General features: G+C 48.1%; 8 protein-coding genes. 2 read left to right on the plus strand and 6 right to left on the minus strand.

The genetic code is table 11. The features are described 5' to 3' along the window. Positions 1 to 9 precede the first annotated feature (9 nt). From C3V43_RS06080 to C3V43_RS06105, 6 genes are all read right to left on the minus strand, one after another. A complete protein-coding gene (locus tag C3V43_RS06080; RefSeq protein WP_106069040.1) occupies positions 10 to 2,943 on the minus strand; it encodes a GH92 family glycosyl hydrolase in 2,934 nt (977 codons plus the stop codon). A gap of 333 nt (positions 2,944 to 3,276) precedes the next feature. Next, on the minus strand, positions 3,277 to 4,917 hold the full coding sequence (locus C3V43_RS06085) for a RagB/SusD family nutrient uptake outer membrane protein (protein ID WP_106069041.1): 1,641 nt from the start codon (positions 4,915 to 4,917) through the stop codon (positions 3,277 to 3,279). A gap of 21 nt (positions 4,918 to 4,938) precedes the next feature. Continuing rightward, positions 4,939 to 8,082 carry a SusC/RagA family TonB-linked outer membrane protein gene (locus tag C3V43_RS06090; RefSeq protein WP_106069042.1) on the minus strand — a complete coding sequence of 1,048 codons (3,144 nt, stop codon included), beginning with the start codon at positions 8,080 to 8,082 and terminating at the stop codon, positions 4,939 to 4,941. A gap of 111 nt (positions 8,083 to 8,193) precedes the next feature. Then, a complete protein-coding gene (locus C3V43_RS06095) occupies positions 8,194 to 9,045 on the minus strand; it encodes an ROK family protein (RefSeq protein WP_106069043.1) in 852 nt (283 codons plus the stop codon). A 192-nt stretch (positions 9,046 to 9,237) separates the two neighbouring features. Next, a complete protein-coding gene (locus C3V43_RS06100) occupies positions 9,238 to 10,203 on the minus strand; it encodes a phosphatidylinositol-specific phospholipase C (protein WP_106069044.1) in 966 nt (321 codons plus the stop codon). Between the two features lie 446 nt (positions 10,204 to 10,649). After that, a complete protein-coding gene (locus C3V43_RS06105; RefSeq protein ID WP_106069045.1) occupies positions 10,650 to 11,417 on the minus strand; it encodes a YaaA family protein in 768 nt (255 codons plus the stop codon). A gap of 223 nt (positions 11,418 to 11,640) precedes the next feature. On the opposite strand from C3V43_RS06105, the gene recJ reads away from it, so the two are divergent. Together recJ and C3V43_RS06115 are read left to right on the plus strand one after the other, a co-directional pair. Further along, positions 11,641 to 13,380 (plus strand): single-stranded-DNA-specific exonuclease RecJ, encoded by a 1,740-nt coding sequence (gene recJ, locus C3V43_RS06110; RefSeq protein ID WP_106070484.1) that lies wholly within the window; start codon positions 11,641 to 11,643, stop codon positions 13,378 to 13,380. A gap of 61 nt (positions 13,381 to 13,441) precedes the next feature. Further along, positions 13,442 to 15,445: a RecQ family ATP-dependent DNA helicase gene (locus C3V43_RS06115; RefSeq protein WP_106069046.1), complete on the plus strand. Its 2,004-nt coding sequence runs from the start codon at positions 13,442 to 13,444 to the stop codon at positions 15,443 to 15,445. Positions 15,446 to 15,453 lie beyond the last annotated feature (8 nt).

Here is a 15,453-nt window from a genome sequence, read left to right on the forward strand (position 1 = left end):
AATCTATAATTAATTCACAAACAACACCGAAGCTGGAATAGGAGCCAACTCTTTTGCAGAAGGGAGCTTCCATGCCCAACTAAAGTGCTCTCCTTCATAATCTTCAAAATAATAAAGCTTGTATGCGTGAAATCCTTTTTTCAAAGCAATCTGTCCGGTGGCCGAGATAGCTGCATGCGAACCATCGTTGTTCACTACCGGTTCGCTGCCTATATATAAAACACTGCCGTCATCCGAACGCGTCTGAAAAGTGTAAACACCGTCTTCGGGCACATGAATCAGACCTGAAAAGATGTATCCGAAATGATCCTCTTGACCGGCATCCTTAATGGAGGGTTCAGGCATGACACCCGTCTTTATCAGCGGCGTTTTCTCAATATCTGCCACCACCCGGTAATTTCCTTCAAAATATTTATAAGCCGTACCATTCTTCGTCGGACACACCGGAAGCGAGGGCTTCAATTCAGCTTTGACAGCCGTTATGGACAAAGTATTGCTTGGACAGAACCCCTCTTTAAACCCTTTTGCCTTAATATGCCGTGTCTTATCCAGCTCAAAAGGTTTCTCATACAGCAGGGAGTTTTCAGTCGATTCATTTCCATCCAACGTATATCTGATTACCGCCCCCTCGGTTGCCGTAGCAAGGCGCACCGTTATTTTGTCCGCAAACAAATTCAAGTCTTTATTTACATAAAGGATAGAGACTGTGTGTTTGTCCGTATAGGAGTAGGGAGAAGCATCTTCGGAAATTCCTCTGGTTTTATCCGGCCGGTCGGATAAGGTAAAACGCAATTCTCCCCCTTCCATCAGTTGCGCATAAGTAATGAAGTTGACATCTATCCGTTTACCGTTTAATTCTACCTTACTGATATATACATTATTGGCAGGATTATTGGCAAGAATTGTCAGCGCCTTTCCGTTTGCCAACTTAACAACTGCCTTCTCGAATAAAGGAGTGGTCAAGGCAAACTCATTGCTTCCGGGACAAACTGAATATAATCCCAAACAAGAAAGTATGTACCATGCCGACATCTGTCCGCAGTCTTCGTTGCCACTGATACCACTTGGCAGAGGTTGATACATTTCATGCAGCAGACGGCGTGTCATCTCCTGCGTTTTCCAAGGTTGTCCTACGTAATCATACAAATAAGCAATGTGGTGGCTCGGCTCATTGCCGTGAGCATACTGCCCTATCAATCCGGTAATATCGGAAAGCTCGCCATCTACTTTAGAGTCAACAGTAAATATGGAATCGAGTGCTGCAACAAACGCTTCTTTACCTCCGAACAGTTGTACCATTCCGTTCACATCGTGAGGAACAAAAAAACGATATTGCCATGCGGTAGCTTCAGTATAAGCACGCCCTACTTCGAACGGATTGAAAGGTGTTTCCCAATTGCCATCCAACCGTTTGCCACGGAAAAATTTAGTAGAACCGTCGAACACATTGATGTAGTTTTGAGAACGCCCGATGTATTTTTCATAGACATCTTCCCGCCCCATCTCCCGCGCCATGCGCGCAATGCACCAATCGTCATAAGCAAATTCCAATAAACAAGAGACTGATTCTCTTTTGATATTCGAAGGTATAAAACCGTATTTGATGTAATAATCCGCCCCTTTCTTATTCTTCTCGGAAGAAACCATCATGGCTTCCAGCGCTTTCTCCGCATCGAATCCTCTTATCCCTTTCAGATAGGCATCGGCAATAACGGAAGCCGAATGATAGCCAATCATTGTGCCAGTCTCTCCTGAAGCAAGCGGCCAAATGGGAAGTTCGCCCGAAGCGTCGTAGATATCCAGAAAGGAGTGGATCATATCATTGACTAATGTTGTGTCAATCAGTGTCATCAACGGATTCCAAGCACGGAAAGTATCCCAAAGGGAGAATGTGGAATAGCGCACTTTGCCTTTAGGAAGTTGCCCTATCTGCATGTTGTGACGGCGATACCGGCCGTTGACATCGCTCACGGTATTGGGTACTACCATGACATGATACATGGCAGTATAGAAGTTTTTCAAATCGCCTGTACGGCCCCCTTCCACGGTGATGGACGACAAAACCCGCCCCCATTCGCTCCGGGCAGCAGCGCACACTGCATCAAAATCGAAATCTTTCACTTCGTGCTCCAGATTCTCGCGTGCATTTTCCACACTGACTTGCGACAATCCCACTTTTACCACAAGAGGCATTTTGTCTGTATTATCAAATGTAAGCACAGCTTGAAGATGTTCACCTTCCAATTTATCTTCAACACGAATCTCTTTTTTATCCTTCAAAAAACGGATATTCTGAACCGGCTTGGAGAATCGGGCTGCGAAATAGACATATTGATTATCCGTCCATCCGCCTGTTCTCCGCATACCGGCTATTTCATCGGCAGCCGTTTGCTTTATGCTCGCCTCATAAATCCGCTCATTGTCAAGAAGGTGTTCCAAGTCAATAATCACAAAAGCCGGTTTATCCGAAAGAAAAGTATAACGATGCATACCCACATGCGCCGTTGCCGTCAGTTCGGCTTTTATTTTCTCGTCTTTCAATATCACCGAATAATATCCGGGTGTAGCCTCTTCATCCCTATGTGAGAAAGTTGCAGGGTGGCAGATGTTTCCTTCTGCGTCCGGCTCAGGGTTTGTCGTTGTGGGGCGCAACAAAATATCCCCCAAGTCAATACAGCCCGTTCCGCTCAGGTGGGTATGCGAAAATCCTTTCAAAGAAGTATCGTCATAGTGGTATCCCGCACAGGCATCCCAGTTCCCGGCACGAGTATCCGGACTTAACTGTACCGCACCGAACGGCATTGTAGCCCCCGGATAAGTATGCCCGTGAAAGCTTGTTCCTATAAAAGGATCTACGTAGTCTGTCGGCGACAGCATACCGGTCGTACAAGAACCGCAGATTAGAAATACGGCAGCGGAGAATAACAGTTTTTTTTGTTTCATCAGTTCAAGATATTAAAGGAGGACAGGGGGCATTTTTTCTCTTGTAAGTCAAAGATACTATTTAGTATATTATGTCCTGTCAAAAAAGCACAAAAATCAGTGGCATAACCGCAGAGACCATCCCAAGAATGATGTCTTTTCAAAGATAAGAATAGAGTGTATTGACGGATTTACCGGACTAATCCTCTCTCTGTGTAAAAGTGTCAATGGCATTAAAAGAGAAAATCTGCAAGAGCCAATACCAAATATGAATACCGACCCTTGCAGACAAGACCAATGGCAATGATCTGTTTTCTGTTTTTTTAATCTATGTTCAACTCTTAGTGAACAACCTTAATTGTAACCTTCGTTTTGCTTCAGCTTACCATTCGAGTTCACCACTTGTTGGGACGGATAAGGAAAGACAATCATATGGTCTTTATATGTAGCCTTGTCTTTATAATCCTCATAAGCACCGACCGTGTATTCGGAATCCGGATTCTGGCGATCTTTATAATGGCGCACTCTCGGATGGGTATTCAGTTCGGCTGCTGCCAATGCCTTGATTTCAGCATTACCGGAACGATGCCAGCGTTTCAAATCGAACAAATGGTCTGTAAACTCAAAAGCAAGTTCGCAACGACGTTCATGATACAAGTCGGACATAATGGCGGTAGCAGCCAACGGAGCTAATTTGGCACGCTGACGAATGCGATTCAAGTCGGCTGTTGCTTTGTCGGCCCTGTTAGTCATCAAGTAAGCTTCGGCACGGAACAACAGCATCTCTGCAAAACGGATGATTGGGAAGTTGATACGAGCCGTAGGCCAGTCGCCGTTTGTATTGATGTAGCCTTTGTTTGCTGCGTCTTCATGTTTGAACGGATCCATATACTTGTTAATCATGAAACCGGATTCTATATCAGAGGTAGACCAGAATTTACGGGTTTCGCCAAACAACCGGAATTCCTGTCCATATTCCAAGAGGGTACGTATCAGGCGGTCATTGCCTTCTCCGTCTTTCAACAACTCGGCATAGATATCATAAGAAGGCTTATTCTGCCCCCAGCCGTTGTATTTTCCCCAAGCCTTATTCTCGAGGATGACGCCCGGAAACTCGGAGCCACCACCGGTAGAGCCACCATTGCCCGGAATAGTCCACAAATATTCCTTATTCCAAAAATCAGTGAATTCGGAAGAGAATACTTGGGCATACGTATCCGCCAAATCACGACCATACGTACCTTCCAGCTCATTTACCATAGCAATGACTTTCTCCCATTGCGTAGCATCCCACGTTGCCCAATAGGCATACACTTTGGCTTTAAAAGCTACCGCAGCCGCATCGTGCGCACGTCCTCTGTCATCAACGTCATATTCTTCAAATCTGGGCAAGTATTCAAAGGCTTTATCCATGTCCGAAATGATATATTGGTAGTTGTCTATGACAGACTCCCGCTGAGGCGGAATGGAATAGTAGTCGTTTTGGTTGTCATAATCTTCATAGCGAATGAACGGTACACCCTGTTTGTCTGTACCATAGCGGTAAGCTATCAGGAAATGCGCCCATCCACGAGTAAAATAGGCCTCACCCAAACTACGACGCTCGATATCGGACAAGGTTTTGGAATCCGCCTTCGTAAGCAATTGCTTAATAACATAGTTGGAACGCGCCATAATGGTGTACATCCTGTCAAAAACGGTCCTTAAAGGAGATTCGTCTCCTGTGTATTTCAATGTAGCGAGAGTGGGATAGCCGCGGGTCTTTCCCCAGACAACGTCGCAAGCAGCGCCCTGCTCCCAAAACAATTCACGACCATACACGGCTTCCTGATGGAATCTCTCATACAAGGCATCCACAGCGTCAACAGCCTGCTGATCGCTCGTAAAATATGTATTAATGGTAGCATCTCCTTCCGGCTGTACATCCAGAAACTCGCTGCATGAACTCAAAAGCAATGTCGAGGAGATTACGATATAAAAAATATTTCTTTTCATAATTTCTTTCCTTTCATAATGTTAGTAAGTCAATTTCACACCAACAGAAAACACCCTTGATACAGGATATTTCATGGCGTCCCATCCACCGCATTCGGGATCCATACCCGAATAGCCGGTAAAGGTTGCCAGATTTTCTCCACTGAAATACACAGACATACGGCTGTTGCGCTCATTGAGATGAGACCACTTGCGGAGCATATCCGTCAAATCATAAGAGATTGTAATATTCTTCAAACGGAGATAAGAGGCATCTTCCAAGTACCAATCGGAAGCGGTACTGAAGTTTCCGTTCGGGTCATTTTTTGACAAGCGGGGTATATCGGAACCTGTGTTCGAAGGACTCCATGCATTCAGGATTTCACTGGAACGATTAAAGTTGCCCTCCACATCGCCCAACAACATATACTTACCGATGTAAGCTGCTTGTGCACCGCCTACTCCTTGCAACATGGCACTGAAGGAGAGCTTCTTGTAGTTGAAGCCCAGTGTCAACGCAAATGTCGTTTCGGGTGTGGCATTGCCCATATACTGACGGTCAGCATCTGTAATCTTGCCGTCGCCGTTGGCATCAACGAATTTCAAATCGCCTGCCACAGCATTGGGCTGAATACGGTTACCGTTTTTATCTACATAAGCAGCTGCATCGGCATCGGTTTGGAAAATACCATCCGTCTTAATCAGATAATAAGAATTCAGAGGTTCTCCTTCGGCGGTCTGATAAATGTAAGAACCGCCACGGAAACGCTTGCTGTTGGTCCATACTCCCGGCGTGCCATCCGCATTCTTCAAACCGATATCCGTAACCTTATTATTCAAGTACGAGAAATTGCCTGTTACAAAATAAGAGAAATCTTTATTGATTCTGTCCCTCCAACTGAATTGCGCTTCGAAACCACGGTTGCGCACTTCGCCCTGGTTGACGTACAGAGGATCCAAACCGATGGTGGTGGGCCATTCCATTTCGCGTGTCTGAATCAGATTGTAGGTGCGTTTGTCGAAATAATCCAAAGAGAGCGACAAGCGGTTTCTAAACAGTTCCATATCCACACCCAAGTCGTATTGTTCGGAAGTCTCCCAAGTCAACTCCGGATTCAAGGCCCTGCTGTTATAAACAAAGTTACCCCATACTTTGCCTGATTCCACACCATATTGCGCTTGTTCCGACCATGACGTTTTTTCGAGCAAAGGCGATTTGTAATTGAAAGGAATAGAGCTTAAATTTCCTATACGTCCCCAAGATGCACGCAATTTCAATAAGCTGATAAAGTTACTCTTCTTGAAGAATTTCTCGTTAGATATTTTCCAACCTAATGTCACAGCCGGGAAGTCGCCATGATTATTCGCTTTGGGCAAGCGGCCTGCATAGTCGCGACGCCATGAAGCTGTGGCGAAGTAACGGTCGTTGTAGGAATAAGCCAAACGGGCAATCAATGAGACATTGGCATCAGGACCGACCAGATAATCAATGGCTTGGGTGGTTCCGGCATAAGCCAAGTATTGCAGAAACTCCGATTCATCGGCAAAATCTCTACCGGTAACCTCCAACCCGCGACGGCTATAACGGTCGGCAGTAGTAGAGAACAAGGCACCGACAGTGTGTTCGCCAAAGGTATGGTCGTAGGTCAATGTATTTTCCGTTTTCCACGCATCGGCGCGATAGGTCGTTTCCGTCAAGGAGTTGGACAGAGCCGGTTTGCCTACCTCATCGCGAATGGGATTGAAGTTCTTATAAAGATTGCTGTTCAGGTTATAGGTGAAACGGCTGGTAAACTTCAGTCCCGGAATCACATTCGCAATCTCCAGACTGGTTGTGCTCCAGATGTCACTGGTTTTGTTGTATCGATTTTCAGCTTCCAGCAAGCGAACCGGATTCACCGCATCGCCATGAATGTCGGCGAAATTCGAGCCGTATTGGGCGATATAAGCAGGGTCTTCGGTAGTGGTTCCTCCGTAGCTTCCATCCAACGCATTATATATAGAAGCGCTGGCAGGCATGTAGATAGCCGAAATGATGGGACCTGTATAACCGTCGTTATCCGTATTTTTAGAACGCGACTCCGTATTCTTCCAAACAAAATCTTCGCTGACGGTGACCCACTTGTTCAGTTTTATCTTGCCGTTGTAGCGCAAAGAAAGGTTTTTGTTAAAGGTGTTGATGAGCACTCCCTCATCATTGTCGTAAGCAAAAGAGATGCGGCTGCTATAATTATCCGTACCTACATTCAAGGCCACGTTGTGGCGTTGATAGAAAGCTGTGCGGAAAATGGCATCCATCCAATCGGTGCGGGTAGTACCTACCCACGGATTCTTGGAGACATCCCAACCGGTAGGCAGTGTCATACCGGCATTGGCATAAGAGCGTTTACGCATTTCGATTTGCTGTTCCGCATTCAGAGGGTCAATCAGGTTGGTGGCTTGACGAAGACCGAACGTGCCGTCGTAAGTCAAAGCCGGCATACCTTCTTTAGCTTTCTTTGTGGTAACCAAAACCACACCACCTGCACCGGATTGTGCTCCATAGATGGCCGCCGAAGCCGCATCTTTCAACACAACAATACTCTCTATATCGTTTACGGAAGCAATGGGAGCGCCGGGAACACCGTCTACTACCCACAATACATCGTCTTTAGCCGAGCCTTGACCGCGGATGACAATGCTGGGAGAAGAAGTCGGGTCGCCACCGTCTGCCTGGATGGTGACACCGGGCAACTGGCCTTGCAACATACCCTCGGTAGAGGTCACAGGGCGCACAGCCAACTCGTCGGTATTACTCACCACACCGACGGAAGCCGACAAGTCTTGCTTGCGCGCACTGGCTCCGTAGCCTAAGACCACAACTTCGTCCAGCAGCTCGGTGTCTTCTTTCAAGACAATCACCAAAGGCTTGCCCGTAACCGTAACTTCCTGAATTTGGAAACCGACGTAGCTGATGAGCAATACGGCATTCTTTGCCGCCGGTACTTCGAATTTCCCGTCAGGATCGGTGACAACGCCTGTCGTTGTCCCCTTCACCAGCACATTGGCGCCGATAATCGGTTCGCCCGTCTGGTCTTTCACTGTTCCCTTCACTGACATTTGCTGCGCAACGGCACCAACCGACAAGAGCAGCCCCAAAACTAAGGGAAGAATCGTCCGATAGATTCTAAGATTTGTTCGTTTCATGCATTTAAGTTTTAAGTTTATAATTACGTACAATTGCACAATGGTTTAGAAAAATGAAGCAAAATTCTTAAAACCATGTTGCAACTGCATGACAAAGGTTTATCATTTATTTTATATTTCGACTTGTCCTACGCCCCAAGCATCCGTCAGCACAGAAGCTCCCAACAAGCTTGCGTCTTCCTCCTGCGAGGGTATTATCTCCACACTTTCCGATATTACTTTATAGGGAAAATCGCGCATACCCTCTCTCATTGCCCCTTCAAAAAGGGGGAAAGCCGATGCAATGCCTCCTCCCAACACAATCGCCTGAGGTGCATAGGCATAGAGAATGACTTTCATCAGATGGCTCAGATGAAAGCCGAAATCGTGCCACAGCTTCAGCGAGGCGGCGTCGCCTTGTTGTGCTTTGCCGGCAACTTCCACGCTCGTGGTGCCGTGCCGCTTGAAAAAGAAACTGCTGCAATAGTGCTCGAAATCGGCATCCAGATAGGGGAACGAGCCTATTTCACCGGCTCCCATGTATTGACCTCCGTACAAGCGATGATTGACAATGACTCCCGCACCTATGCCGGTTCCGATAGTCACGCCCACCATATCAGCATAGGGCTTCCCCTTACCGAACCGGCTCTCGCCCAAGGCAAAGCAGTTGGAATCGTTGTTGACGGCAACCGGCAGTCCGAACTCCTTCTCCAAAGCTTCTTTTAAGTGAACTTCTGTCCACGAAGGGATGTTCGCCACATTATATACAATACCTTTTTGGGGATGGACGATGGAAGGAACTCCTATGCCGATGCCGTCTACCTGCGTGTTCATCATGTCTTTGATGAGCCGAACCAGTTGGCCGAGCACCACCGTAGCCTCTTGCTGTGCAAGACAGGCCACCGACACTTTTTTCAGGCAGCGCCCGTTTTCCACTTGGGCTATCCTTATATTCGTACCTCCCAAATCGATTGATAATTTCATTGTATATTAGGTTTAAACGGTTTTGGTATTTGCAAAAATAAGAACACTCTTTTTCTTCCATGCCGCCAATTGCGCATATAAATCTTCATTTTGCGCAAAAATAAAGACGTGTTCCCCAAAAGTTGCCTTCAAAGAGCGGCAAGAAAGATGCCGAATGTTTTGCCTCGTTTTACGGCTTAATTCAAAAACATTTCAATAGCTGTTGCAGCGAATCAAATAATCTGCCAACGCTTTCCCGCCTTGCAAGTCTGTAAAGTCGATGAAGACGATGCCGCATTTCCGCTTACGGCCTTTCGCCAGACAAGCCGCCACCGGTTGGTTTATGCGGTTGGCAAAGGCCAAAGGCGTGCCCGAAGGCAGACCGGTGGCACTGGTGAAAGAGATTGCCCAACGACGCGAGGCGGCCGGCTCGGCAACCACCTTATCGAAGTGGCGGATGCAGGACGCAATTTTTTTATCCGCTTCCTTATCCGATTCGTATTGATATTCATCCTGAAGCAGGACTTTACCCTCCACCCCATCTTTACCGCGAAGCGTAAGCAGGCAGGACGCATTGTCAGCCCACCCGATGCAGGCAGCTCCCGGATAGCGTTCCATGACAAAGTCTCTATGCAAAAAGAGGATTTTGCCGCGACACTCTCCGAGCGTCAGCCCCGGATGGAAATCCGTCACGAAATAGCGTTGATGGGCAGGGATAAGCAAAGAAGAGGATAAAAGAGATGCGTAGTCTTCCGACGCACCCCCTTCTTTCTTCAGCGACACAACCAGCGTTTCAGAAGGATGTGCCTGCAAAAAGGCGATGAAAGCGAGTAGCACGTCTTCTTCCCAATAGATGCCCTGAAAGGCATGGCTGTGGAATATGCCCAGCTTATTCTTCCTTTTCCGCAGACGGATATCAAAAGCACGTATGCCTTGTTGCAACTGTCCGGCGATGCTCAGGGTTTGCGTTCTCAACGTACGTCCCCCTCTCGTGCTCCCACTGTCGTGCGTGCCGGGGACAGACAGTTTGCACATCGGCAATGTGTCATGGAGTGCTTTCATCCATTCCTCCTTTCCGGTTTCGGTCAAAAAGCCTGCACTTACGGCACAGATGCAAGGAACAGCCATCCATACAGCCAGCATCCATATAGCAAAGATTCGCTTCCAGTTCTGTCTCATGGTGTTTCTTATAAATGCTTTACTTTCACAAATATAGAAAATCCATTCATCGATTTCGGTCCGAAAAACGCATATAAATCCTCATTTTGCGCAAATCAATGCGATGTCTCTTATCCAGATTTGGGATGAGTGCCACTGTTCTTCCCGCCCTGAAACTAAAAGTTTCACCCTCCGTCTTCGGGATGGAACTCACCTCCCAATACAACTTAGGATACCTCCCAATACGACTTAGGGGTACTTCAGTCGTATTGGGAGGTATCCTAAGTTGTATTGGGAAATCGCTTCCCTATCATACACATACAGGTGGGAAATAAGGTTTCAATCGTCAGGAAACACTTCTGACGGGGTGAAACCCTGCGAGTGGCGCTTTATTGGCCACCAAACAATCGGTCAAAAAAAACGGGCGGAAAAGGCTTCATAGCGGGTTCGGTGGCTCCAACGGAGCCTCATCCCAAAACAAACTGCAAATGATTATCCGTGCTCTGCTCCTCGTCCAAAGCAAAGCCTTCCCATGCGAAAGTCCTCAGTTCTTCCGGGCAATCGATACGGTTCTTGATGATATAGTGCACCATCTCGCCACGGCACATCTTGGCATAGACGACCACCGTCTTCCGCTTGCCGCCTTTCATCACCTGAAAATCGGGCGTAATCACACGCACCTCTTGCTCCACCCGTTTCCAGTCGAACAAGTCCTTCATCTCGCCGCTTGCCAGATTGACAAGCACTCCGCCCCGATGCTTGATTTCGGCAATGAAATAATCCGTCAGCAAAGGCTTCCAGTAGTCGAACATAGAGATGCCTCCCTTTTCCGGCAGCCGTACATCGCCCTCCATACGATAGAGCCTGATGCCATCCAAAGGGCGAAGCAATCCGTAGAGAAAAGAGGTGATAAGCAGATGGTCTTGGGCGTAACAAAAATCGTCTTCCGTAAAATCTTCCGGCAAGATACGCTTGAACACAGCGCCCGTATAAGCACAAATGGCGGGAACAGGAAGGTTGTCCGCCGAACAGAAATCATGGAAGCGCAGGCTGTTCTCAGCGGCAATCTTGGCATTCACCCGCAAAAGTTTCGCCAACTCCGATGCCGAATACTGCGACATCTCCAGCGCATGTAGCACAGCCTCCGCCTCAAACCGGGGAACAGTGACACGGGGCACGGCTATGGAACCGCACGACGGTGTCATGGTCTTTGCACAAGATATAAAACTAAGCATAAGGAAGCCTCTTTGGTTTTTCGTGCAAAATAAAGCCTTTTCAACAAAGAATACAAAAGCTCTCAATATTTTCTTTAGAATTAGTCTTAGTTTCAAGAGTTTTTCATACCTTTACAGCTTGCAGGAGTATAGCGTGCCCATTCAGGGCGGAAAAGCCCGTTATTCCCCACATGGCCGGAAAGCTGTGTGCCTGAGACAAGAAAAAGAAAAAATAATATATAAAATGACTCACAAATGGAATTATCAACCCATTACACCCGAACAGACAGAAGCAAGCCGGCAGTTGGCCCAAGAATTGGGGATTAGCCCGATACTCGGACGATTGTTGGTGGAGCGGGGAATAACAACGGCATCGGATGCCCGGAAGTTTTTCCGCCCGCAACTGCCCGACCTATACGACCCGTTCCTGATGAAGGACATGGATGTGGCCGTGGAACGTCTGAACAAGGCAATGGGGAAAAAAGAGCGTATTCTGATTTATGGAGATTATGACGTAGACGGCACTACGGCCGTGGCGCTGGTCTACAAGTTTATTCAACAATTCTATTCGAACATCGACTATTACATTCCCGACCGCTACAACGAGGGATACGGAGTTTCGTTCAAAGGGGTGGACTATGCCGCAGAAAGTGGCGTAGGCCTGATTATCGTTCTGGATTGCGGCATCAAGGCCGTAGAGGAAATCACATACGCCAAGGCGAAAGGCATCGATTTCATCATTTGCGACCACCACGTACCCGACGAAGTGTTGCCCCCCGCCGTAGCCATCCTGAATGCCAAACGGGAAGACAACACCTATCCCTACGAGCACCTATCGGGATGCGGCGTAGGGTTTAAGTTCATGCAGGCATTCGCCATCAGCAACGGCATCGAATTTCACCACCTGATACCTTTGCTGGATCTCTGTGCTGTCAGCATCGCATCGGACATCGTGCCCATCATGGGCGAAAACCGTATCTTGGCCTACCACGGGCTGAAGCAGTTGAACAGCAACCCCAGCGTAGGACTGAAAGCAATCATCGACGTTTGCGGACTGACGGATAAGGACATCACCGTGGGCGACATCGTATTCAAGATAGGTCCCCGAATCAATGCTTCCGGACGCATTCAGAACGGGAAAGAGGCTGTCGACCTGCTCACGGAGAAAGATTTCTCCGTGGCTCTGGAGAAAGCCGGCCAAATCAACCAGTACAACGAAACCCGCAAAGACTTGGACAAGACCATGACCGAAGAGGCCAACCAAATCGTGGCTGGTCTGGACGGACTGGCCGACCGCCGTTCCATCGTGCTGTATAACGAAGACTGGCACAAAGGTGTCATAGGCATTGTGGCTTCCCGCCTGACGGAGATTTATTATCGCCCGGCCGTAGTGTTGACACGCACGGACGACATGGCCACCGGGTCGGCCCGCTCCGTATCGGGCTTCGACGTATATAAAGCCATCGAATATTGTCGAGACCTGTTGGAAAACTTCGGTGGACATACCTACGCGGCCGGCCTCTCCATGAAAGTGGAAAACGTGCCGGCTTTTATGGAACGCTTCGAGGAATTTGTGTCGCAGAACATCCTGCCCGAACAGACTTGTGCCGTCATCGACATCAATGCAGAAATCGACTTCAAAGACATCACTCCCAAATTCTGCAACGATTTGAAGAAGTTCAATCCCTTCGGACCGGACAATACCAAACCCGTATTCTGCACGCACAATGTCTACGACTACGGCACCAGCAAAGTAGTGGGTCGCGATCAGGAGCACATCAAATTAGAATTGGTGGACAACAAATCGAACAACGTGATGAACGGCATTGCTTTCGGACAAAGTTCGCACGTGCGTTTCATCAAAACCAAGCGGTCGTTCGACATCTGTTATACCATCGAGGAGAATACCCATAAACGAGGAGAAATACAGTTGCAGATTGAGGATATAAGGCCGGAAGCCTCTTCTCCCGATTCCATCCAATAGACTGAAAGCCTCTCCCCCTACCCTTTCCTCCGTAGGGAGGGGAGCAGACAGACCGATTGCTATGAATAAAAGTAACTTTGCTTCCCGTTCCCTATGGGAAAAAAGACAAGAGGAGGTATCTTCTCCCCCTCCCTGCGGAGGAGGGGAACAGAGGGAAGAGGCTTCAGAGCCGAGGTTTCTCCTCCGGCAATATTGGGGCTACACCTCTTTCCGTGGCATTCAGGAAGACATCATCAACAGCATTCTTGCCGGTAAGGACACCTTGGGACTGATGCCTACGGGCGGAGGCAAATCCATCACATTTCAAGTTCCGGCACTCGCCCAAGAAGGGCTGTGCTTGGTCATCACTCCCTTGATTGCCTTGATGAAGGATCAGGTGCAAAACCTGAAAAAGCGAGGAATTAAAGCACTTGCCATTTATTCCGGCATGAGTCGGCAGGAAATCATCGTCGCATTGGAGAACTGCATCTTCGGTAATTTCAAGTTTCTCTACATCTCACCCGAACGACTGGATACCGATATTTTCCGTAGCAAGGTGCAGAAGATGAAAATCAGCATGATTACGGTAGACGAGAGCCACTGCATCTCGCAATGGGGGTATGACTTCCGTCCCGCCTACCTGAAAATAGCCGAAATACGGAAGTTACTGCCCGGCATACCGGTACTTGCACTGACAGCCACCGCCACCCCTGAGGTAATCAAGGACATTCAAAAGCGCCTGAACTTCCGCGAAGAAAACGTGTTCCGCATGAGCTTCGAGCGCCAAAACCTTGCCTACATCGTCCGGAAAACGGAAAACAAGACAGGAGAGTTGTTGCATATACTGCGCCGCATGTCAGGCAGCGCCATCATCTATGTGCGAAACCGCCGCCGCACAAAGGAAATCACCGAACTGCTGCATAACGAACACATCACTGCCGACTTCTATCATGCCGGACTGGACGATGCCACCAAAGACATCCGCCAACAACGCTGGCAAACAGGTGAGAGTCGAGTCATGGTTGCCACCAATGCTTTCGGCATGGGCATCGACAAACCCGACGTGCGCATTGTTGTCCACATGGATCTGCCCGACTCCATAGAAGCCTATTTTCAAGAAGCCGGTCGGGCAGGAAGGGATGGGGAAAAAGCCTATGCCGTCATCCTGTATGCCAAATCAGATCATGCAACTCTCCATAAACGCATTCCCGACACCTTTCCGGAGAAAGAATACATCAAGGACGTGTACGAGCACCTCCAATACTATTATCAAATGGCAATGGGAGACGGGCAAGGTTGCGTACGCGAGTTCAACATAGAGGATTTTTGCAGGAAATTCAAATATTTCCCCGTCCCCGTAGACAGTGCCTTGAAGATACTGACACAGGCCGGCTACTTGGAATACACGGACGAACAGGACAACGCTTCCCGACTGCTGTTCACCATCCGAAGAGACGAACTCTACAAACTGAAAGAGATGGACGAGGAGACGGACAAGCTCATTCAAATCATATTGCGCTCCTACACCGGTATATTCACCGATTATGCTTTCATTAATGAAGATTCGCTTGCCACACGTAGCGGACTCATGAGGCGGCAAGTGTACGAGCTGCTAATCCATCTTGCCAAGCTCCGTATCGTCAGTTATATTCCCCGAAAAAAGACACCTTATATAATATACGCGCGCGAACGAGTAGAGAAACATCATCTGCAAATTCCTCCTTCGGTATATGAAGAGCGAAAGGCACGCTACGAAAAGCGCATCTCCGCCATGCTCGATTACGCCGGCAACGCTACGGCATGCCGTAGCCGCATGTTGTTGCGCTACTTCGATGAGAAGAACGAGCATAACTGCGGACAATGCGACACCTGCATCAGCCTGAAAAAAGAAGGGGCACATAAAGACGACCTTGCAAAGGAACTCGTCGAGGATGTACTCCGGGCACTTTCCGAACAAGCCATGACACCCGCTGCTTTGTCCGAACGGTTATCCACGGACAAGGAAACACTAACCCGTGTTCTGCACGGGCTATTGGACGAAGGACGAGTAATTGCCGTCAACGGGATGCTGGAAGTTAAGAAATAAATCATTAC

The sequence above is a fragment of the Prevotella heparinolytica genome, assembly GCF_002998535.1.
In the GTDB taxonomy this organism is placed as follows: domain Bacteria; phylum Bacteroidota; class Bacteroidia; order Bacteroidales; family Bacteroidaceae; genus Bacteroides; species Bacteroides heparinolyticus.

What these genes read in the sequence shown, in the direction of transcription:
- C3V43_RS06080 (WP_106069040.1), bottom strand. Translation starts at nt 2,943, where the DNA reads ATGAAACAAAAAAAACTGTTATTCTCCGCTGCCGTATTTCTAATCTGC.
- C3V43_RS06085 (WP_106069041.1), bottom strand. Translation starts at nt 4,917, where the DNA reads ATGAAAAGAAATATTTTTTATATCGTAATCTCCTCGACATTGCTTTTG.
- C3V43_RS06090 (WP_106069042.1), bottom strand. Translation starts at nt 8,082, where the DNA reads ATGAAACGAACAAATCTTAGAATCTATCGGACGATTCTTCCCTTAGTT.
- C3V43_RS06095 (WP_106069043.1), bottom strand. Translation starts at nt 9,045, where the DNA reads ATGAAATTATCAATCGATTTGGGAGGTACGAATATAAGGATAGCCCAA.
- C3V43_RS06100 (WP_106069044.1), bottom strand. Translation starts at nt 10,203, where the DNA reads ATGAGACAGAACTGGAAGCGAATCTTTGCTATATGGATGCTGGCTGTA.
- C3V43_RS06105 (WP_106069045.1), bottom strand. Translation starts at nt 11,417, where the DNA reads ATGCTTAGTTTTATATCTTGTGCAAAGACCATGACACCGTCGTGCGGT.
- recJ (WP_106070484.1), top strand. Translation starts at nt 11,641, where the DNA reads ATGACTCACAAATGGAATTATCAACCCATTACACCCGAACAGACAGAA.
- C3V43_RS06115 (WP_106069046.1), top strand. Translation starts at nt 13,442, where the DNA reads ATGAATAAAAGTAACTTTGCTTCCCGTTCCCTATGGGAAAAAAGACAA.